At 71.7% G+C, this 20,209-nt stretch carries 16 protein-coding genes and 1 riboswitch; of the genes, 5 read left to right on the top strand and 11 right to left on the bottom strand.

Annotation, left to right across the window (positions count from 1 at the left end):
- Positions 1-39 precede the first annotated feature (39 nt).
- The 7 genes from ABZX96_RS19605 to ABZX96_RS19575 all read right to left on the bottom strand — a co-directional run bounded on the left by ABZX96_RS19605 (position 40) and on the right by ABZX96_RS19575 (position 7,915).
- On the bottom strand, positions 40-2,013 hold the full coding sequence (locus ABZX96_RS19605) for a protein kinase (protein WP_355546007.1): 1,974 nt from the start codon (positions 2,011-2,013) through the stop codon (positions 40-42).
- A gap of 318 nt (positions 2,014-2,331) precedes the next feature.
- Complete coding sequence (locus ABZX96_RS19600) at positions 2,332-2,964, bottom strand: isochorismatase family protein (RefSeq protein ID WP_355546005.1); 633 nt, start codon at positions 2,962-2,964, stop codon at positions 2,332-2,334.
- A gap of 142 nt (positions 2,965-3,106) precedes the next feature.
- Positions 3,107-4,861, bottom strand: a complete 1,755-nt coding sequence (locus ABZX96_RS19595; RefSeq protein WP_355546003.1) for a (2,3-dihydroxybenzoyl)adenylate synthase — start codon at positions 4,859-4,861, stop codon at positions 3,107-3,109.
- 110 nt (positions 4,862-4,971) lie between these two features.
- Positions 4,972-6,177, bottom strand: a complete 1,206-nt coding sequence (gene dhbC, locus ABZX96_RS19590) for an isochorismate synthase DhbC (RefSeq protein ID WP_355546001.1) — start codon at positions 6,175-6,177, stop codon at positions 4,972-4,974.
- A 108-nt stretch (positions 6,178-6,285) separates the two neighbouring features.
- A complete protein-coding gene (locus tag ABZX96_RS19585; protein ID WP_355545999.1) occupies positions 6,286-7,116 on the bottom strand; it encodes a 2,3-dihydro-2,3-dihydroxybenzoate dehydrogenase in 831 nt (276 codons plus the stop codon).
- Positions 7,117-7,445: 329 nt separating this feature from the next.
- Positions 7,446-7,697: an MbtH family protein gene (locus tag ABZX96_RS19580; protein WP_355545997.1), complete on the bottom strand. Its 252-nt coding sequence runs from the start codon at positions 7,695-7,697 to the stop codon at positions 7,446-7,448.
- A 5-nt stretch (positions 7,698-7,702) separates the two neighbouring features.
- Positions 7,703-7,915, bottom strand: coding sequence for a hypothetical protein (locus tag ABZX96_RS19575; protein ID WP_355545995.1), 213 nt, complete (start codon positions 7,913-7,915; stop codon positions 7,703-7,705).
- A gap of 219 nt (positions 7,916-8,134) precedes the next feature.
- Here ABZX96_RS19575 and ABZX96_RS19570 point away from each other — a divergent pair, with 219 nt between their 5' ends.
- The 3 genes from ABZX96_RS19570 (at position 8,135) to ABZX96_RS19560 (ending at position 11,666) form a co-directional block, all read left to right on the top strand.
- Positions 8,135-9,337, top strand: coding sequence for a M20 family metallopeptidase (locus ABZX96_RS19570; RefSeq protein ID WP_355545993.1), 1,203 nt, complete (start codon positions 8,135-8,137; stop codon positions 9,335-9,337).
- 242 nt (positions 9,338-9,579) lie between these two features.
- Positions 9,580-10,359 carry an ABC transporter ATP-binding protein gene (locus ABZX96_RS19565; protein ID WP_355545991.1) on the top strand — a complete coding sequence of 260 codons (780 nt, stop codon included), beginning with the start codon at positions 9,580-9,582 and terminating at the stop codon, positions 10,357-10,359.
- Between the two features lie 449 nt (positions 10,360-10,808).
- Positions 10,809-11,666 carry a hypothetical protein gene (locus tag ABZX96_RS19560; protein WP_355545989.1) on the top strand — a complete coding sequence of 286 codons (858 nt, stop codon included), beginning with the start codon at positions 10,809-10,811 and terminating at the stop codon, positions 11,664-11,666.
- Here ABZX96_RS19560 and ABZX96_RS19555 read toward each other — a convergent pair.
- The 3 genes from ABZX96_RS19555 to ABZX96_RS19545 all read right to left on the bottom strand — a co-directional run bounded on the left by ABZX96_RS19555 (position 11,654) and on the right by ABZX96_RS19545 (position 13,896).
- Positions 11,654-12,511: an aldo/keto reductase gene (locus ABZX96_RS19555; protein WP_355545987.1), complete on the bottom strand. Its 858-nt coding sequence runs from the start codon at positions 12,509-12,511 to the stop codon at positions 11,654-11,656. The two genes, ABZX96_RS19560 and ABZX96_RS19555, sit on opposite strands and share 13 nt — an antisense overlap.
- Entirely contained in the window at positions 12,445-13,641 is a 1,197-nt protein-coding gene (locus ABZX96_RS19550) for a cupin domain-containing protein (RefSeq protein ID WP_355545985.1), read from the bottom strand. The genes ABZX96_RS19555 and ABZX96_RS19550 overlap by 67 nt, the downstream gene beginning before the upstream one ends.
- An 87-nt stretch (positions 13,642-13,728) precedes the next feature.
- Complete coding sequence (locus ABZX96_RS19545; RefSeq protein ID WP_355545983.1) at positions 13,729-13,896, bottom strand: hypothetical protein; 168 nt, start codon at positions 13,894-13,896, stop codon at positions 13,729-13,731.
- Between the two features lie 488 nt (positions 13,897-14,384).
- Here ABZX96_RS19545 and ABZX96_RS19540 point away from each other — a divergent pair, with 488 nt between their 5' ends.
- Both ABZX96_RS19540 and ABZX96_RS19535 read left to right on the top strand, forming a co-directional pair.
- Positions 14,385-15,749: a transcriptional regulator gene (locus tag ABZX96_RS19540; protein WP_355545981.1), complete on the top strand. Its 1,365-nt coding sequence runs from the start codon at positions 14,385-14,387 to the stop codon at positions 15,747-15,749.
- Between the two features lie 72 nt (positions 15,750-15,821).
- Positions 15,822-16,994, top strand: coding sequence for a serine hydrolase domain-containing protein (locus tag ABZX96_RS19535; RefSeq protein WP_355545979.1), 1,173 nt, complete (start codon positions 15,822-15,824; stop codon positions 16,992-16,994).
- A gap of 268 nt (positions 16,995-17,262) precedes the next feature.
- On the opposite strand, the gene metE is transcribed toward ABZX96_RS19535, so the two are convergent.
- On the bottom strand, positions 17,263-19,575 hold the full coding sequence (gene metE, locus ABZX96_RS19530; protein ID WP_355545977.1) for a 5-methyltetrahydropteroyltriglutamate--homocysteine S-methyltransferase: 2,313 nt from the start codon (positions 19,573-19,575) through the stop codon (positions 17,263-17,265).
- A gap of 194 nt (positions 19,576-19,769) precedes the next feature.
- A riboswitch (cobalamin riboswitch) is annotated at positions 19,770-19,976 on the bottom strand.
- Between the last annotated feature and the right edge of the window lie 233 nt (positions 19,977-20,209).

Here is a 20,209-nt window from a genome sequence, read left to right as displayed (position 1 = left end):
TCCTTCGACGGAGTGCTCCGCCGGACGCGCGGGCGCCCCTCAGCGCTGCGTCGCATCCGTCGACCCGACGGGCCGGAAGACCTCGCCGGTGCTCTTGCCGTCCGACCGTCCGACCGTGCAGATCACCTCGCGGAACCCGGCGTTCCACCAGTCGCCGGTGACGACGTGCCCGGCCAGGGCGCGGTCGCCGCCTGGCGCCCAGGCCGCGCCGAACCGGTTGCCGCACAGATCGTTGGCGGTCTCCAGCGTCTTCTTGTCGCTCATACCGCTCGGCGCCCGCACGAATCCCACGACCTGGTCGGTGTGCGGCTGCGTGCAGGGCCCCAGGAGCGCCTTGAAGGTCTTTTCCGGCGCTTCCTTGTACGTCCAGCAGTCACCCACCGACATCTGCTGGAGGTTGAGGTCGATGCCGGTGTCCCGGAAGCGCCCGACCTCCCCGTTGAAGGGGATGTGCCGCCCGGCCACCAGGCACGCGGCGCTGCGGCGGGCCGCGGCGAACCCCTCGTCGGTCGGGACCAGCGCGTACGTCCCGGCGTCCGGAAGCCGTCCGGCGACGGACGCGGCCTGCTGGGTGCACTGGGCCGGTGCCTGGTCGCGGGCGCTCCGGGCGTCGGGGAACGCGAGGGTCGCCACGACCTGGGCGTTGGTCTCCTCGCGTACGCAGTCCACCACGCCCACGTTCGGCACCGACTTCAGGACGGCCCCGGTCCACACCGCCCGCAGGCAGTCGCCGGGCGTGAGCGCCGTGGTGAGCCCGACCGTGGACCCGTACGGGAAACCGCTTCCCCCGGCGGGGGACGACGCGGAGCGGGAAGCCGCCGGGGCCTTGCCCTCACCGGTCCCGTCGCCGGACCCGTCGGAATCCCCGACGACGAAAACCGCCACCGCCGCCGCACCGCCACCCAGCACGACAACTGCCACGGCGGCGAGCAAAACCGCCAACCGCCGGCGTCCGCGCCGCCACCAGGGGCCGGTGGCCGTATCCGTTCGGTCCGTCGGCAGTATCGGCCCGGGGGCCGTGGCGGTGGCTGCGTCAGGTGCCTCGTCCGGGCCTTCAGATGCCGATTCGGCCGGGACGTGGGTCACCTGCGGCCCCTGACGCGGCGGTTCAGGGCCTGGTGCCTTCGGGCCCGCCGGCTCGTCCGGCGGCCCCGCTCCGAGGTCCCCCCGCGCCTCGTCGAGCGCGCGCCGCACCGTTCCGGCCGTCGCCCGCCGCATGGGGTCCTTGATCAGCAATTGCCGGATCAAAGACGCCAGTTCACCCGCCCGCTCCGGCGGCGCGGGAGTGGCGTGCAGCAGCGCCTCCTCCACCGTGCGGGCGTCCCGCCCGGCGAACGGCCCGTGCCCCTCGGCGGCGGCATACAGCACGGCCCCCAAGGAGAAGAGATCGCTCGCCGGGGACGCGGCGTGCGCCGACGAGCGCACGCACTCGGGCGCGCGGAAGCCGAGGGCGGTCGCCCGCTCGGGTGTGTCGTCCGCGACGTCCTCCTCGGCACCCGGTCCCGGCCCCATGCCGTAACCGGTGAGCAGCACCCGCCCGTACGGACCGCCTTCCGGGTCCGGAGCGAGCAGCACCGCGGACGGGCTGAGCGCGCGGTGGAGGACGCCCATGTGGTGGCCGGCCGACAACGCGTCCAGGATCGCCGAGGCGACGCGGCCGATCTCCTCCGGCGGCAGTCCGCCCGTGCGCCGCACGCGGGTCCACAGATCGACGGCCTCGGGAACGTGCGCCGTCACCACCCACGGCGTTCCCTCGTGTTCGACCGCCCCGTACACACCGACGATGCCAGGGTGTTCCCGCAGCCGGCCGACGTCCTCGGCCCAGGCCCGTACGCGGGCGCTGTGCCCGGCCGGGTCCGGGGCCCCGGCGTGGGAGGGCGGCGGGAATTCCGTGAGCGTCACGTCGTCACCCAGATCCTCGTCCCGGGCGAGCCACAGTGTTCTGCCCTCGACCACACCGAGCCTTCTGGCCAGGCGGTATCGGTCGGCGATCAATCGGCTTCGCGTCGCCATGGCGTTCTCCCCGTTCGCGCCGCGCCCCCTCGGGCGGCGGGACGGGCCCCGCCCACGGTCTCCACCGTCCAGGCCAAGACCGCCTCATATGGCGTCGGTTCGGTGGGCGGCGCCCCGGGCAACGCGCTCCGTACGCGCGAAGCCCCGACCCATGGCTAGCAGCGGCGGCCGGGCACCGCAAGCCGATGCGCCGCCGTCCCCGGACGGTCTCGCGGCCCGGGACGGCGGCGCGTCGGCGGACGGGCGGGCCCGCTTGCGGACCCGGCCCCTCACTCCCCCTTTGTTCCGTTCGCGAGGAGGAATCCTTTCCCCGCCCCCTCACTTCCCCGCGAAGACACCCTCCGTGGTCGTGACCACCGCGCACCGCCCCGCGGCCCACCGCAGCGCCATCGCGTGCTCCTCGGCGGAGAAGTCGGCGACCGCGTCGGCGACGACGAAGGCGCGCAGGTCGCGCATCCAGGCGTCGGCGGCGGTCATCAGGACGCCGATGTGGGCGTAGACGCCGGTGATGACGAGCTGGTCGCGGCCCATCTCGCGGAGCCGGTCCGCGAGGTCGGTGCGGACGAACCCGCTGTACTTCCACTTGGTGACGACGGCGTCGTCCGGCCCGGGGGCGACGGCCTCGGCGATCGCCTCGGCGTGCGGGTCGGCGGGCAGGCCGGGGCCCCAGAAGTCCTGCTGGAGGCCGCGCTGTTCGGGGGTCTGGCCGCCGGGCTGGGCGGTGTACAGGACGGGGACGCCCAGGCGGCCGGCCTCCTTCTTGAGCGTGGCGACGTTGGCGAGGAGTTCGGTGATCGGGGACGCCTGGGTGTCGTACGCCGTCAGGAAGTGGTTTTGCAGGTCGTGGACGAGCAGGACGGCCCGGTCGGGGTCCACCGTCCAGTCGACCCGGTTCGCGGGCAGGTCGGCGGGGGCCGGCATCGGATACGGGGCGACGGCGGGGAGGGCCATGGTGCGGGGTCCTTCGTACGGATCGGGTGAGGGTGGGAGGGGGGACGGGGCGGGCGTACGGGGGCGGGAACGAGCCGCCGGCCGCGGCGCCGTCAAGGCGGCGGGCGACGACGCGGGCTCCCCGCCCCCGTTCCGCGGCAGCTCAGGAGGACGGGGACGGGCCCCCGGCCGCCCGGGCGGATTCGGCGCGCAGGTCCTTCTTGGAGATCTTGCCGACGCCGGTCTGCGGGAAGGCGTCCACGAACACCACGCGGTCGGGCACCTTGTAGGCGGCCAGCCCGCGTTCGCGGACGAACTTCTTGACGGCGATCGGCTTCAGCGGCTCGGCGCCCTCGCGCAGGATGACGTAGGCGCAGGTGCGTTCGCCGAGGTAGGGGTCGGGCTCGGCGACGACGTTGGCGTCGTGCACGGAGGGGTGGGCCAGGAGGTGGTTCTCGATCTCCTCGGCCGCGACCTTCTCGCCGCCCCGGTTGATCTGGTCCTTGGCGCGGCCCTCGACGACCAGGTGCCCGGTCGGCGTGAGCCGCACGATGTCGCCGGTGCGGTAGAAGCCGTCCTCGGTGAAGGAGCGGGCGTTGTGCTCGGGGGCGTTCCAGTAGCCGCGGATGGTGTACGGGCCGCGGGTCAGGAGGTGGCCGGTCTCGCCGACGGGCAGGTCGTTGTCCTCGTCGTCCACGACGCGGACCTCGTCGTCCGGGGAGATGGGCCGCCCCTGGGTGGTGACGATGATCTCCTCGGGGTCGTCCAGCCGCGTGTAGTTGACGAGCCCCTCGGCCATGCCGAAGACCTGCTGGAGGGTGCAGCCGAGCGCGGGCCGCACCCGGCGGGCCGCCTCCTCGCTGAACTTGGCGCCGCCCACCAGCAGCACTTCCAGGCTGCTCAGGTCGGCGGTGGTGTTGGCCGCGGCCTCCGTCCAGATCAGGGCGACCGGCGGCACCACGCCCGTGATGGTGACGCGCTCCCGCTCGATGAGGGGGAAGGCGACATCGGGCGTGGGCGCCGGGCTGAGCACCACGCGTGCCCCGGCGTACAGGGCGCCCAGCGAACCCGGCGAGGACAGCGGGAAGTTGTGCGCGGCGGGCAGCGCGCACAGGTAGACACTGTCTTCGTCCACAGCGCAGTGCTCGTTGGAGCCCCACAGCGAGTAGATGTAGTCGTCGTGGGTGCGCGGGATCAGTTTGGGGATGCCGGTGCTGCCGCCGGAGAGCTGGAGGAAGGCCAGGTCGTCCGGGGCGGGCCCGTCGATCGTCACCGGTTCGGTGGCGACGTCGGCCAGCGCCTCGAAGCCGTCCCGCTCGCCCGGGTCGCCGACGACGAAGACGTGCCGCAGGGTGGGGACCTCGGCCCGTACGGACGCGGCGAGCGCCCGGTAGTCGTAACCGCCGTGCTCGTCCGGGATGACGTACCCGGCGGCCTCGGTGAACGAGCAGAAGTAGCGGATCTCCGTCTCGCGGTGCGCGGGCAGCGCGAAGACCGGCAGCGCGCCGATCCGGAACAGCGCGAAGATCACCTCGAAGAACTCGGCGACGTTCGGGAGCTGGACCACCACCTTGTCGCCCTTGGCGATGCCGCGCGCCAGGAACCCGGCGGCCAGGCGGTCGGCCCGCCGGTCCAGTTCGGCGTAGCTCCAGCGGCGGTCGCCGGCCGGGTCCACGATGGCGATCCGGTCCGGGTGTGCGGCGGCGCGGTCGCGGAGCATCCCGCCGAAGGTCTCGCCGCGCCACCAGCCGGCGGCGCGGTAGCGCTCGGCGAACTCGTCGGGCCAGGTGGGCGCGAGGTCCTTGGGGTCGACGGCGGCGCCGGACGCCGGGGTGGCGCCGGTGGCGGACGAGGCGTCGGGCACGGCCGATGCTTCGGTGGCAGTCGATGCGTGGGTAACAGTTGGTGCGTCAGTCACGGGAGAAGTCTCTGGTACGAGAGGGGTTTCCGGCACAGGGGAGGCCACTGGCGCGGGAGAGTCGTCGGTCACGGTCACTGGCGCGGGAGAGTCGTCGGTCTCGGTCGCCGTCACAGCTCGGCCCCGACCGCGCTCAGGAACGTGCGGAACTTGGCGGCGGTCTCGGCGGTCTCCGCCTCCGGCTCGGACGCGGCGACGATCCCCGCCCCCGCGTACAGGCGCAGCCGCCGCTCCTCGGCCTCGGCACAGCGGATGGTGACGACCCACTCGCCGTTGCCGTCGGCGTCTCCCCAGCCGATCATGCCGGTGAAGAAGCCCCGGTCGAACGGCTCCGTCTCTTCTATGACCTCGCGCGCGAGGTCGGTGGGCGTGCCGCAGACGGCGGGGGTCGGGTGCAGCGCCATGCCCAGTTCCAGCGCGGAGGTCTCCGGCGCGGCGAGGGTGCCGGTGACCGTCGTCGACAAATGCCACATCGTGGCGGTGCGAACGAGGGTGGGCGTCGCGGGAACCTCGATCGTCGCGCAGTACGGGGCCAGGGCCTGGTGCACGGCGTCCACGACGACGGCGTGTTCGTGCAGGTCCTTGGCCGACTGGAGGAGCGCGGCGGCGCGGCGGACGTCCTCGGCGAGGTCGTCGCTGCGCGGCGTGGAACCGGCCAGCGGGTTGGCCACGAGCCGGTCGCCGCGGCGGGACACCAGCAGCTCCGGGCTGGCACCGAGCAGCGTGCGGGCCGGGCCGGTGGGCAGCGCGAAGGTGTAGCCGGAGGGGTCGCGGCGGGCCAGGCGCTGGAGCATGGCGGGGGTGTCGAGCGGTTCCCGGGAGGAGAGTTCGAGGGTGCGGGCCAGTACGACCTTGCTGAACTCGCCGTCCCACATCCGCTTCACCGCGCGGGCCACGCCCGCCCCGTACTCCTCCGGCGCGGGGACCGGGCGTATCTCCCAGTCCGCGGCGCGCGGCGTCTCGGTGGGCAGCGCGATCAGCGGGTCCGCGGTGAGCGGCGGCGCCTGGCGCAGGTCCCGGGGGACGGCGAGCGCGGCGGGCGCGGTCTGGTCGAAGGGCACCGCGCCGATCACGACGGGCGCGGGGTGGCCGGCGTCGCGGGCGGCGGTCAGCGTCCGGTCCACCCGTTGGTTCAGCGGCGCGTCGCCGTGCGGCACCTCGGTGTGGGTGCCGTACCCGAGCAGCGTGCGGGTGGGGGTGGCGAGGAAGCGGTCGCCGGGGGTGTAGGCGTCCAGCAGGGCGGTGGCCGCTCCTACGGCGGGGTGGGCCGCGTCGGCCACGGGGACGTGCGTGGCGACTTCGGGTGCCGTCGACACGGAAGCTCCAATTCTCGGGCGGTGGCCGTCTCTTGACGGTCGCGGGGGTCGAGGGGGTACGGGACTACGGGTGCGCCGCGGCTTGGGGGAGCCGCGCGGGGACGCCGGTCAGCGCAGGGTCGCGCCGCCGTCGACGTACAGCTCCTGCATGGTGATGTGGCGGGCCCGGTCGGAGGCCAGGAAGGCCACCGCGTCGGCGATGTCCTCGGGGTCGGCGATCCGGCCGAGGGGGATGCCGGTCCGGTAGGTGCCCAGGTCGCCGGAGAGCACCGAGTCGGGGGCCGTGTCCCCGGTCCACAGGGCGCGCTGCATGGCGGTGTCGGTGGAGCCGGGGGCCACGATGTTGCAGCGGACGCCGCTGCGGGCCAGCTCCAGGCCGAGGCACTTGGTGAACATGGTGGCGGCGGCCTTGGACGCGGCGTACGCGGCCATGCCGGTGCGCGGGATGCCGGCCGCGTTGGAGCCGACGGTCACCACGCAGCCGCGGCGGCGCTCGGCCATCCGCGAGGTGACGGCGCGGGAGACCTGGAAGACGCCGGTGGTGTTGACGGCGAAGGTGTGCGCCCAGTCCTCGTCGGTCAGCTCGGCGACGGGGGCGGTGTGCAGCACGCCCGCGACGTTCACCAGCAGGTCCAGCGGGCCCAGTTCGTCTTCGACGCGCTCCACGCAGGCGTCCACGGCCTGGCGGTCGGTGACGTCCAGGGCGTACGCCGTCAGGGAGCCCGGGGACCGGTCGGCGGGGTCCTCCTTGGCCTGGCGCGCTTCCCACTGGCGGGCGAGTTCCTCGGCGCCCGCCACGCTCCGGTCGGTGGCGGCCACCCGCGCGCCCAGGTCGGCCAGTTTCTCGGCGACGGCGGCGCCGATCCCCTGACCGGCGCCGGTCACGAGGGCGGTGCGGCCGGCGAACTCGCCGCGACCGTCCGGTATGTGCTCAGACATGAGTGGACCTCCACGTTTGTTAGGTGAGCCTAACCTAATGTCCCCGGGTTGCCCAGCCGCAGGCGGGGGCGGGTGGTCCGCCCGACGGCCTCCCGGCGCCTTCAGGCGCCCCGCGAGCACCCCCAGGCGACTCCAGAGGGCTTTCGGACGGCTTTCGCGCAACTCCAGTCAGCCTTGAGGCTGCCTTTCGACGACTTTCAGACAGCCATGCGGCAGCTCCGAGACGCCTCCGTGGCAGCTTTCAGACGGCCACCTGGCAGCTTCAAGACACCCCCATGGCGGCTTTCAGACGGCCATCCGGCAGCTTCGAGAAGCCCCCATGGCAGCTTTCAGACGGCGACGGTGCTTCCCCCACCGAACCCGGCACCCCGCGCGCCACCCACCGCCAGGCCGTCCCCTTGCGCGACGACCCACTCCAGCGCCTCCTGGTGCCCACACGGACCATGGACGGCCCGCCACCCCTGGGGCACGTCGGCGAACCGCGGCCACAGCGAATACCGGCCGGGGGCATTGGTCAGAATGAGGAACTCCCCGTCGGCGTCGGCATCGGCGTCGAAGGGGTTGGCGGGCGCGTCACTCATCGTCGTCACTTCTCCAGTTCGTTCTTCGGGGTGGCGGTTCGGCGCGGCTCGGCGAGCTCCGCCGCGACCCGGCGCGCTTCACGGGGCTCGGCGCGCGGCATCGAACGGCCTCGCCCCTCGCACTCCGTCCGGCCGGAGCACGCGGGCGCCGCACGGCACGGCGCGGCGCGGACGAACCAACCGCCGTACGCCACCGCCACCGGCACCGATGCCGGCACCGGCCGACGAAAACTCCCGGCCGCACCGCATGACCAGCGCGACTTAGGTAAGCCTAAGCTACCTCTCGGCGCGTCAGACAGACCCTCACCCGATACGCAGGCCCCCAACGCCCGAAACCCCACACGACCCACCAATAGCCGCAGGCAACGCCAAAACCCTCACCAAAAGGACGCCCCACCCGGCGACACCCCTCCCCCGCCCCCTCCCCCGGAGAAACCATGACCATCCCCAACCCCGCCCCGAAAACCGCCTCCCTCTCGGAAGCACCGTCGAACCGCATCAAAACCGCCACCGAGAGCACCCTCAAAACAGCCATCCGCACCCACATCCGCACCCACCAACCCACCCTCCTCACCCTCAGCCGCCGCATCCACGCCCACCCCGAGACGGCCTTCACCGAGCACCGCGCGGCGAACTGGTGCGCCGAGGTCCTGCGCGAGCACGGCTTCACGGTGACGGCGCCCGCGTACGGTCTGGACACGGCCTTCGAGGCGACGATCGGCGACGGCCCCATCACCGTGGCCCTGGTCTGCGAGTACGACGCGCTGCCGGGCCTGGGCCACGCCTGCGGCCACAACCTCATCGCGGCGGCCGGGGTGGGCGCGGCCCTGGGCCTGGCCCCGTACGCGTCCGAACTCGGCCTGACCGTCCGCGTCCTGGGCACACCGGCCGAGGAGCGCGGCGCGGGCAAGGCGCTGATGCTGGAGGCCGGGGCGTTCGCGGGGGTGGACGCGGCGATGATGGTGCACCCGTGCCCGTTCGAGGTGGCCGACTTCCGTTCGTACGCGCTGAGCACCCTCGCCGTCACGTACACCGGGCGCTCCGCCCACCCCAGCATGAACCCGCACGAGGGCCGCAACGCCGCCGACGCCCTCACCGTCGCCCAGGTCGCCATCGGCCTGCTGCGGCACCAACTCCGCCCGGAGTGGCGGGTGCACGGCATCACCACCGGCGCGGGCACGGCGGCCAACGCCATCCCGGAGCGCGCCACCGCCGCGTACGAGATCCGCACCCCGACCGCCGAGGAACTGCGCGAGGTACGGCAGCGCCTGGAGGCGTGCTTCCGCGCCGGCGCCCTGGCGATCGGCTGCGAGGTCACCATCGAGCAGACCGCGCCCGACTACCTCGACTTCCGTGGCGACCCGGCCCTCACCGCCCTATGGCGGGCCAACGCGCGCGCCCTCGGCCGCCCGGAACCGTCCGACCGCCCGCCCTTCGCCTGCACGGACATGGGCAACGTCTCCCGTGCCGTCCCCTCCATCCACCCCGTCCTGGACATCGGCAGCGGCGCCTGCGGCCCCCACCAGCCCGAGTTCGCCGACGCGGCGGCCTCCCCTGAGGCCGAGCGGGCGCTACTGGAGGGAGCCGTGGCGATGGCGTGGACGGCGGCGGACTTCGCGGCGACCGTCTCTTCAGCCTGAGGCGACGCGCATCGGCCGGCTCCCCGGCGCGAGCCCACGCGGCAGCCGGCTCCTCATGCGCCCCGCCCAGACACCTCCAGAGCCAGCCGATAGCGGGCTCCCGGGGCGTACTCTGCCCCGGAACGCGCCCTCGGCCCGGGACCGGCTCCCCGCCGGAATCCAGCAAGGGATAAGGTTAGCCTTACCTTATGCCCACTCGGCAAGGGGTGAGAGAGTCCGCACACCCGAGAGGCGCCTCCCGTATGGAACTCCGCGTCGAACAGCTCACGGCCGGCTACGCCGGTCACACCGCCGTGAACGGCGTCGACCTCACCGTGCCCTCCGGCCAGGTCGTCGCCATCGTGGGCCCCAACGGCTGCGGCAAGTCCACCCTGTTGCGCTCCATGGCGCGCCTGCACGAACCGGCCTCCGGCCGGGTGCTCGCGGGCGACGCCGACGTCTGGAAGCTCCGCCAGCGCGCCGCGGCGCACCGCATCGCCCTCCTCCCCCAGTCCCCGCAGGCGCCCGAAGCGGTCACGGTGGCAGGACTCGTTCGCTATGGCCGCCACCCCCACCAGGGCCTGTTCCGCCAGTGGTCCCGCGAGGACGAACGCGCGGTGACCACGGCCCTGCACGCCACCGGCACCGCCACCCTCGCCGGCCGCCGCCTGGACCAGCTCTCCGGCGGCCAGCGCCAGCGATGCTGGCTCGCCATGGCCCTCGCCCAGGAAACCCCGATCGTCCTCCTGGACGAGCCCACCAGCGCCCTCGACATCGGCCACGCCGTCGAGGTCCTGGACCTGGTCCGCCAGGTCGCCGCCGAGGGCCGCACCATCGTCATGGTCGTCCACGACCTGGCCGCCGCCGCCCGCTACGCCGACACCCTCGTCGCCATGCGCGCCGGCCGCATCGTCGCCTCCGGCCCACCCCAGGAGGTCGTCGACACGGCCCTCGTCCGCGAGCTGTACGGCATCGAGTCGGAGATCCTCACGGCGAGCTCGGACGGGGCGCCGGTGGTGGTGCCGGTGGCACGGACGGCCTGAGCGACCCGACTCCCCCAGGAACGAGCCGCCCGCCGGTTCGCCGATCCGGGCCGCCACAGACCACCCCGTGGCCACGGTCACACGTATGACGCTGCCTGCCTCCACCGCCCAGGCTTGGCAGGCATCGCTCAGCCGACGTGGCTGAAATCGCACGTTGCTTGACCGCCGGGTTCAGGGCAGCAAGTCGTTTCTTGACTGCTCACGCTGCCTCTGCCCAGGGCGGCACCGAGGTCATCCGGATTTTGCCCGTAGCTGAGGACGATGCGGCAGTCCTCCCCCCACAGGCCGGCCGCCACGTCGGCCGATACCGCGCGGCGTGGACGGGAACCGCGTACCGAAGTGGCGCACAGCCGGTCCGCCGGAACGGCCTCCGGCGCTTGGCGGAATCCCACCAGCGACGGTGTGCCGAGCAGAACCACTTCGCACCGCTCGTTGCTACGGTCGCGTCTATGACGCTCCCAGTCTCCACCACTCAGGCTGCTGACCTACGGGTGCAGCCGGTTGGCGAGGTTCTTGATCGCGTCGCGCGGTCTCTGCAGGCGCGTTTCCTCCCGGAAACGGTGGTGCGCAAGCGCCGGTCCGTGGGGGCCCGAACAGAGCGGGATACCTGGGTCCGCATTGAGCGGCGCTCACTCGACAAGATCAGCGATCAGGGATGGAACGGCACCGAGTGCGCTGCCCGCTTGGAAGGCGTCGTCCAGCCGGCGTGGCGGGCATGCGTGGTCTGGCGGGACACGGACGGCCCCGTAATGTGGCGGGCCGACGAAACCGACCTCCTACCAGCCGCTCCCGTCGGAAGTGCCATCGTGAGTGATACTCCGGAACTTTCGGACGAGTGGTGGGAGGCGCTGAACGCCTCCTTGGACGCGCTGGCGGCTCACAAAACCGCGCGGGTTGCCACACCCGACACCGACACCGTCACACAGGCGCTGGTCACCGAAGCCCTGCAAGGTGCCTTCTCCCGTGACTTCGATACGACCATCCAGAACTGGGTGCCGGCCCACGCCGACCTGAACTGGGCCAACGTGACCGCCCCGGCGTTCAGCCTCTTCGACTGGGAGGACTGGGGAAACGCCCCGCAAGGACTGGACTCCGCCTCTCTGTGGGCGAGCTCGCTCGCCGTCCCCGCTCTTGCCGACCGCGTACGGCACGAACGACAGCGGGATTTCGAAAGCCGGGACGGCAAGCTGATGACGCTGTTCGTGTGCGCGAAGGTCCTCGGGCCGTGCGCGCACCCAGAGGACCCCCGGCTGAAGCCGGCGCGGCGGATGGCGGAACAGGTCGTCGAGGAGCTTCAGGCGAACTGATCACGCGATCGGTCCCGAAGGAGCCTCCGGTACTCCTGGACGGTCCGCTCTTCAACCTGGCCTGTCAGGGCGTCGACGAGCTCGCCCAAATGGGCCCGTTCGTCGGTCCCTACAACAATGGAGCCGGCCCGCGGCAGGTGAGAGGCGACTCTGAACGCTGCCTGCACACGGGAGAATCGGCGGCCCTCCCGAAGGAAGACGCGTGGGTCGATCCTGTCCCACACCGGAGCGCTGGTGCTGCCTCCGAAAGGGCTCATCCCCCAGACCTCGCCACAACCCAGACCCCACGCCCTGACGAGGGCATCCACGGCCTCCAGGGTTCCGGCGCCGACGAGCAGGCCTGCGCGGACCATGAGGACGGATGGCCTCGGGACGGTCGCATCGATCAGGCTCGGCAACAGGGACGGATCCCAGGACGCGACACCCCAGGCGGTGCACAGCCCTTGCGCCGCGGCCTCCCCCAGGGCGGTGCACGCCGCTGCCAGCAGGTGCTGGTTGTACGGGGCGGCATTGCGGAGCGAGTGTTCCGGGTTGTGCACAAACACCACGTCCAACTGCTGCCCGAGGTCCTCGACCGCCTGTTCCACGGCCGTGTGCAGCCGCACGGGATCCAGGGAGTGCTCCGCCCCGTCAGGCCCGGGGAAGTAGCCGACCTTCGTGGAGATCGTGAACTTCGGCAACAGGTCACCAGCTGTCCGCCCCAGGACCTGGTGCGAGCGGAAGCCCAGATAGTTGGTGCTGGTGTCGAGCGCGGTGACACCCAGATCCAGCGCGCCGGTCAGAACGCGGCGTTCGTGACGAGACCGGTGTAGCCCGAGGACAACTCGGGGGTCAGCACCGCACACAATTCCTCCTCCACCAGAACCCCGGCGACCTCCATCACTTCGGCCCCGACGACGACCGCGGCCTGTTCCAGCACGACCGGCCTGCCGCTCAACAGCAGACGCAGCGCGGGTAGGGCCTCGGTCGCGAAGGTCATCTTCTTCCCCGAGGACAAGACGTCGACGGTCTCCCCGCTTCCCTGAATCCGTGGAGGCAAGTGGCTGGTGCACACCACGGCGTCGAGCGGCCCGAGTATGTCGAGGAATGGCACCTGCCGGGGCAGCGGCATCTGCTGCCCGTACGCGGCCAGGAACTCTGCTGGGGAACGCTCGCCGAGCAGCGCGGTGGCGGCTTCCGTCAATACCGTGCTGTTCGGATCGTTCCAGCGGTCCAGGTCGTGCCTGAAGACTTCGCGTTCGCGGCACCAATCGGCGAGCCAGGAGAGCCAGCTCGCTCCGGTGCGCTTGGTGGTGCCGAAGGTGACGTGAAGGCTCTTCCCCGCGCCGCTGCCGGTCCTGGTCGCCTGGTGCCAGTGTCCTCGGGGAATGTGCATGACGTCACCGGTCCTCAGCGGACCGGACCAGATGATCTTGTCACTCGGGGTGTTGTTCGGGTCGGAGTCCCGGTACATGGGGACCTTGCGGGAAGCCGCACGTACCTCCCACTCCTTCTCACCTGCGAGCTGCACGATGACGACATCGTGGTCGTCCCAATGCAGGGGGAAGCCGGTGGCGTCGTTGGTCGTCAGATAGGCGTTGACTTGCACGCGCTCGTGGGACCACCACTGCAGCGCCCGGCAGGCGACCTCCAGCGTCGGGTCGAAGACATTGGCCTGGTCGAGGACGAGCGTCGCGCCTTCTCCCAGAAGCTTCGCGAGGCCGCGCATGTCGACCATGGGGATGCTCTGGCCCCGAGGGCTGATGCTGTCGGTGTAATAGACGGCCGGGTGCACCTCCTCCCCCTTCTGGAAGCACCGGAACTGCGGACGGTGCAGGCTCCTGCGCATCGCCATGTCGAGCAGGCGATTTGGCGTAAGGAGACGGGAGACGAGTGCGGGATCGTCCATGCTTCCCCGCGCGAAGCCCTTGCCCAGTTCCGTCGCTCCGCTCCAACCGAGCGCCGTTTCGATCGCGCTGATCAACCGATGTTCCATCGCTGTGCCCTCCAAGGGTTCGACCACTTGATGCGACGCGGCTGGGGCCGGCACGGGCCAGTCGTGCCGGCCCCAGCCGCCTGGTGCCTACTCGCTGTCGTGCAGGTTGCCGTCGCCGCCCGGCCACGGCGCGTCGCCTGAGCTTCCGGCGTTGTCGGACCGGAGGCTGTCGTACCGATCGTGGACGGCCGTCAGCTCTTCCACCGCCACCAGGAGCCCGCTACGGGCCGTAGGCGGTACCGTGCGTTCTTCCACCTCGTACTCCTTCCTCTCGTGTCTCCCGCCGGGGGCCGACGGAAGGTCATGGCCGCCCCGGGGCCGTGGAACAGACGGATTTCCGTGGGGTGGCGGTCATCGGTGGCGCCATGAGCCTTTGCGCCCGGCCTACGGCCAGCCGGCCCCGGCCGCTCGTCACCAGGAAGGCCGTGTCTCGGCGCACAGGCTTTCCAGAAAACGCTGGTCCGGTTCGGACAGGCACGCGCGGCAGATGAAGAGCGCCACGAGATGGCCGACCGGCATCGCTCCCGCTCTCGTCGTCTGCTCGGGCACAGCCAGCCCATGGAACCGACGGGCACAGGAATGGAGCCGCCCCGGAAACCGTTCCGGCGAGCGCCCCACCGGGAGCGCCGTTACTCAGTCAACGGCTTTCTGCGCGAGCACCGGAAGGTTTCCAGGGGGTTTCTCCTGGAGTGACGCCCTCCCCGCACCTGGACACCACAAGTAGCCTCCCCACTACGCCGCGCATGGACGACGGGAGTGGTGACGTGCTTGGTGAGCCGTTGGCAGTTCATCCGCTGAGCTTCCTCCTCCAGACGCGCGGGTGGGGGAAGGCCTCATTCGCCCGGCTCATGCGGGGGCATGGGAGGTCACTCGGTATCCCACTGGCGACCAACCGGACGACTGTTTGGAAGTGGGAGCAGGGTCAGGAGCCGGATGCGGACGCCCAACGTGTCCTCGCCGACCTCCTGCGCGTTTCGTACGAACAGGCCCGCGCGGAAGGGTGGCCCCGGTGGCTCCCCGTATGGGAGGTGACAGGGCTCACCGCACCGTGGACCGAGGCGGGGACCGTCGAGGCGTTGTCCGATCTCGTGGGAAGTGGCCGTACGGATCGCCGAGGCTTCCTCACCATCACCGGCGCCGCCCTGGCAGGCCTCGCCGCGAGCTGGGCGGACGCGCCCTCCGCCGTGGCCGCGGCCCTCAATGGCGACCGGGTCACGGACATGATGCTCTCGACGATCGAGCAACGCATCAGCACCCTCCGCGTACTCGACGATCAGCTCGGCGGCGCCCGGTTGCTGGAGCAGGCGCGAGGCGATCTCGCACTGGTCACCGGTCTTCTCAGCGGTGGCCGCTACACGGACGTGGTCCGTCTCCGGCTGTACGCGCTGGCGGCCCGTGTCTCGCACCTGACCGGATGGATGGCCTATGACGCCGGTCTGCGATCCGCGGGGCAGCGCTACTACGTCGGCGCTCTGCGCGGCGCCCGTACCGCCGGCGACGACGCTTTCGGCGCTTTCGTTCTCGCGGAGATGGGGGTGCACGTCTCCGAGGCAGGACGCACCAGCGAGCGCGTCGGCCTCGTCTCCACCGCCATCGACCACGCACCGCGCTCCCTGTCCTCCCGCACCCGGATATTCCTTCACCTGCACAAAGCTGAGGCGCTCTCGCGCGATGGCGACCAGCGCGAGGCCGGTGCGGCGGTCAACCGTGCCATGTCCCTTTGGACGCGCCACGAGGCGGAAGGCAACCCCGACTGGCTCGATTGGTTCGGCGAGGCGCAACTGAAGTCGACCGAGGGCAAGGTTCTGTTGCGCTCGGGACAGGTGGAGCGCGCGATGAGCTCCCTGGAAACGTCCGTGGCGAGTGCCGCCCCTCGGGACAAGGCGGTACGGTCCAGCCGTCTCGCCGAGGCGCGGCTCGCCGGCGGTGACCTGGAGGGCGCGTTGGACGCCGCGAACCACGGCGCCAAGTTGCTGGAGGACCGCGTCACCTCTGTACGGGCTCTGGGCCGCCTCAAGGAGTTCTCCACGAGGCTGGAATCGCACAAGTCCGAGCCCGCTGTCCGGGAGTTCCGCGAGCGCCTGCAGGAACTGCCCGTCGTCGTATGACAGCCACCGTCTGAACGCCGAGGATGAGGCCGCCCCGGTCAAGAGAGCGGTGAGGCTGCCAGGATGACCGGCATGACGACGGTCTACGGTGAGGTGGCACCAGGATTCGAGCCGGTTCGCGCGGCGTTCGTGGAGAACTTCGCCCGGCACGGGGACGTGGGCGCGGCGGTGTGCGTGTACCGGTACGGCCAACCGGTGGTGGACCTGTGGGGCGGCATCGCCGACCCCGTGACCGCTCGTCCCTGGACGCGGGACACGCTGCAACTGGTCTACTCGGCGACCAAGGGCGCGACCGCGACCGCGGCGCACATGCTGGCCGAGCGCGGCGCTCTCGACCTGGACGCACCCGTCGCGACGTACTGGCCGGAGTTCGCCGCGAACGGCAAGGGGGACGTCCTGGTGCGCCAGCTCATGTCCCACCAAGCCGGCTTGGTCGCGCTGGATCGGCCAGTACCGCTGCGGGATGCCTTGGCCTGGCATCCGATGACGACAGCACTCGCCGCTCAGCGACCCCTTTGGTCCCCGGGCACGGCGCACGGATACCACGGGCGGACCTGGGGCTGGCTGGTCGGTGAAGTGATCCGCCGGGTATCCGGCCGAACGCCGGGCTGCTTTTTCGCCGACGACATCGCGGCTCCCCTCGGTCTGGACTTCTTCATCGGCTTGCCGGCCGACGAGCGTGACCGAGTCAGCCGCATGACGTACCAACGCCCGGACATCGACCTCACCGCCATGCCCACCGAGTCGGTCCCCGAAGAACTTCGCGAACAGGTCGCCGCCTGGCGTAACCCGGCCTCGTTCAGCAACAGGGCATACGCGGTCACCCGCCCAGCCGAGATCGACTTCGGCTCACCCGAGGTGCAGGCCGCGGAGCTCCCTGCCTCCAACGGCATCGGCACCGCACACGCACTCGCACGCTTGTATGCCGCGCTGATCGGCGAAGTGGACGGAGTGCGTCTGCTCGGCCCGGCCGCCCTGGCGTCCGCGGTCAAGGAGCAAGCCCATGGCAAGGACAGGGTCATGCTGATCCCGAGCCGCTTCAGTACCGGCTACATGCTGCCCACAGAGACAAACCCGATGATCGGGCCAAGCTCTTTCGGCCACACCGGCCGGGGAGGATCGCTCGGCTTCGCCGATCCGGAGCACGGCGTTGCCTTCGGCTATGCGATGAACAACATCATCGGCGGTACTGGCGATGTGCGTGCGGCGTCCCTGGTCGACGCGGTGCGAAAGTCGCTGGTGTAACAAGTGGCGCGGCGGTGCCCCTGTCTTTCCGACGGCCACCGCACGATCAGGAATGGCCGTTCGGCAACGTCAGCACCCGATACGCGGGCGTGGCGGCCACGCTTTCCACAGCATGCGTCCAGTCGAGGTGACAGCGCCTCCCCCGACACCTGGATCCGCTTCTCGGGTTCGGCCACCCGCCACCTTCGTCCGAGCGGGAAACGTCCGGCATCACACCCGGCGTCGGAACAGGCCCCCCAAAGCCCGCCCCGACGCCGCCTCATATCAACTACGCCCCGGAAACCTCCCCCCGCACCTCCCGCGCCGCCCCCACCAAATTCTCCAGCGCCGCCCGCACTTCACTCCACCCCCGTGTCTTCAACCCGCAATCCGGATTCACCCACAACCGCTCCGCCGGAATGGCCTCCAGCGCCTTTCGGAGAAGGGCACCCACTTCCCCCTTCCCGGGCACGCGCGGCGAGTGGATGTCGTAAACCCCGGGGCCCACCTCCCTCGGATAGCCCGCACCCGCCAGCTCGTCAGCAACGCGCATGTGGGAGCGGGCCGCCTCCAGGCTGATGACGTCGGCGTCCAGGTCGTCGATGGCCCGGAGGATGTCGCCGAACTCGGCGTAGCACATGTGCGTGTGGATCTGGGTGTCCGGGCGGACTCCGCCGGTGGTGAGGCGGAAGGCGGCGGTGGCCCAGGCCAGGTACTCGGCGTGGCGGGCCGCGCGGAGCGGCAGGGTTTCGCGCAGGGCCGGTTCGTCCACCTGGATGACGGAGGTGCCCGCCGCCTCCAGGTCGGCGACCTCGTCGCGCAGGGCGAGGGCGACCTGGCGGGCGGTCTCGGCGAGCGGCTGGTCGTCGCGGACGAAGGACCAGGCGAGCATCGTCACCGGCCCGGTCAGCATGCCCTTGACCGGGCGCGGGGTGAGCGACTGGGCGTAGCGCGTCCAGCGGACCGTCATCGGCTCGGGGCGGGAGATGTCGCCGGCCAGGATCGGCGGCCGGACGTAGCGGGTGCCGTAGGACTGGACCCAGCCGTGCCGGGTGGCGAGGTAGCCCGTCAGTCGCTCGGCGAAGTACTGGACCATGTCGTCGCGTTCGGGCTCGCCGTGGACGAGGACGTCCAGGCCGGTCTTCTCCTGGAAGGAGATCACCTCGCGGATCTCGGCCTCGATGCGTTCCTCGTACGCCGCCTCCCCGATCCGTCCGGCGCGAAGATCGGCGCGGGCCGTGCGCAGTGCTGTGGTTTGCGGGAACGAGCCGATGGTGGTGGTCGGCAGGAGCGGCAGGCCCAGGTGGGCGCGCTGGGCGGCGGCGCGTTCGGGGTACGGGTGGGAGCGGTGGGTGTGGGCGTCGGTGACCGACGCCGCGCGGGCGCGGACGGCCGGGTCGTGGGTGATGGCCGAACCGGCGCGGGACCCCAGGTCGGCGCGGTTGGCGGCGAGTTCGGCGGTGATCGCGCCGGTGCCGTGGGTCAGGCCGCGGGCCAGGGTGACGATCTCGGTGGTCTTCTGGCGGGCGAAGGCGAGCCAGCGGGCGATCTGCGGGTCCACGTCCCGTTCGGCCGTGGCGTCGAGCGGGACGTGCAGCAGCGAGCAGGAGGCCGCCACGTCCACCCGGTCGGCGAGGCCGAGGAGTGTGCCGAGGGTGGTCAGGGAGGCCGCCAGGTCGTTGATCCAGACGTTGCGGCCGTCGACGACGCCCGCGACCAGGCGTTTTCCGGGCAGGCCGCCGGCCGCCGCCAGGTCGTCGAGGTTCGCGGCGGCGGGTCCGGTGAAGTCCAGCGCGAGCCCGTCGACCGGGGATTTGGCCAGTACCGGCAGCGCCTCGCCGAGTCGGTCGAAGTAGGACGCCACGAGGAGTTGGGGCCGGTCGGTGAGGGTGCCGAGGTCGCGGTAGGCGCGGGCGGCGGCGTTCAGTTCGGCCGGGGTGCGGTCCTGGACGAGGGCGGGTTCGTCCAGTTGCACCCACTCGGCGCCCGCCGCGCGCAGGTCGGCGAGGACCTCGGCGTACACCGGGAGCAACCGGTCCAGGAGGGTCAGCGGCTGGAAACCGGGGTCGGCGCCGGGGGCGGGCTTGGCAAGCAGGAGGTAGGTGACCGGGCCGACGAGCACGGGGCGGGCGGAAAGGCCGAGGGCCAGGGCCTCCCTCAGCTCCCCCGCCTGCCGGGTGGGGTCGGCGGTGAAGACGGTGTCCGGGCCGAGTTCGGGGACCAGGTAGTGGTAGTTGGTGTCGAACCACTTGGTCATCTCCAGCGGCGCCGCGTCCGCCGTGCCGCGCGCCATCGCGAAGTAGCCGTCCAGCCTGTTCGCCGCGACGGCGGCCCGGTGCCGGTCGGGAATCGCCCCGACCATGACGGTGGTGTCCAGTACGTGGTCGTAGAGGGAGAAATCGCCGGTCGGGACGTCGTGGACGCCGGCCTCGGCCAGCGTCCGCCAGGTGTCCCGGCGGAGGGCGGCGGCGGTGTCCTGGAGGGCGTCCGCGCCGACGCGGCCCTTCCAGTAGCCCTCGATGGCCTTCTTCAGCTCCCGGTTCGGGCCCTGCCGGGGGTAGCCGTACACGGTGGCCCGTGCTGCCGCGGACTTGCTGATCACGGAACTCTCCTTCGCGAGCGTGCGTGCCGTGCGGCCCGGAGACCGGTGGGGACGCGCGAAGGGTGCACCACGGCACGGGCCGCGCCGCCCGCCGTCACCGGCCGCGTGCGCTCGTCCGCTGGGTACGCCGCTCCGACCCGCCCTCGAAGGTCGTCCGGGCTCCGCGTGCGATCCGTCGCACGCGGGCAGCGGGCAGGTCTTCGGACTCGCGGGCGCGTCCTCGTGGAGACCCATGAAGACCCGTAAAGGCCCATGGAGGCTCGTAAAGGCTCATGGAGGCCCATGGAGGACACCTACTGGCCGTCGCTTCCCGGGCCCGTCACCGGGTCCAGTGCGTATGACGGCGGTCGTTCCCGCTCACCGCTGCGGGGCAGTCCCGGATTCGCACCGGGTTCCCTCTTGCGACGCGCCTGCCTGGCGGGCAGGGCGAACCAGCTACGTCGGCCAGCGTAGGCGGTGCGGGAGTCCGGGGGCACGGGTGTTCGCGTGCCGGGTCGGGGGTTGGGGTGTGATGTGAGTCACGGGCGCCGGGTGAGGCGGGATGCGGGAGGTCCTTGCCACCCGCACCCTTATTGCGCATAGCTTGCAATTAGAATTACGGGGCAATAGATCACCGGCACCACAAGGAAGGCCC

It is taken from the genome of Streptomyces sp. NPDC003077, assembly GCF_040611095.1.
Lineage (GTDB): Bacteria > Actinomycetota > Actinomycetes > Streptomycetales > Streptomycetaceae > Streptomyces.
Note: the sequence above shows the minus strand (reverse complement) of the source record. Positions and strands in the feature narration are given on the sequence as shown.

Excerpts from the sequence above, each read along its gene's own strand:
- ABZX96_RS19540 (WP_355545981.1), top strand. The coding sequence starts at position 14,385 with ATGGACGACGGGAGTGGTGACGTGCTTGGTGAGCCGTTGGCAGTTCAT.
- ABZX96_RS19560 (WP_355545989.1), top strand. The coding sequence starts at position 10,809 with ATGACGCTCCCAGTCTCCACCACTCAGGCTGCTGACCTACGGGTGCAG.
- ABZX96_RS19535 (WP_355545979.1), top strand. The coding sequence starts at position 15,822 with ATGACGACGGTCTACGGTGAGGTGGCACCAGGATTCGAGCCGGTTCGC.
- ABZX96_RS19600 (WP_355546005.1), bottom strand. The coding sequence starts at position 2,964 with ATGGCCCTCCCCGCCGTCGCCCCGTATCCGATGCCGGCCCCCGCCGAC.
- ABZX96_RS19550 (WP_355545985.1), bottom strand. The coding sequence starts at position 13,641 with ATGGAACATCGGTTGATCAGCGCGATCGAAACGGCGCTCGGTTGGAGC.
- ABZX96_RS19580 (WP_355545997.1), bottom strand. The coding sequence starts at position 7,697 with ATGAGTGACGCGCCCGCCAACCCCTTCGACGCCGATGCCGACGCCGAC.
- ABZX96_RS19585 (WP_355545999.1), bottom strand. The coding sequence starts at position 7,116 with ATGTCTGAGCACATACCGGACGGTCGCGGCGAGTTCGCCGGCCGCACC.
- ABZX96_RS19570 (WP_355545993.1), top strand. The coding sequence starts at position 8,135 with ATGACCATCCCCAACCCCGCCCCGAAAACCGCCTCCCTCTCGGAAGCA.
- ABZX96_RS19605 (WP_355546007.1), bottom strand. The coding sequence starts at position 2,013 with ATGGCGACGCGAAGCCGATTGATCGCCGACCGATACCGCCTGGCCAGA.
- ABZX96_RS19565 (WP_355545991.1), top strand. The coding sequence starts at position 9,580 with ATGGAACTCCGCGTCGAACAGCTCACGGCCGGCTACGCCGGTCACACC.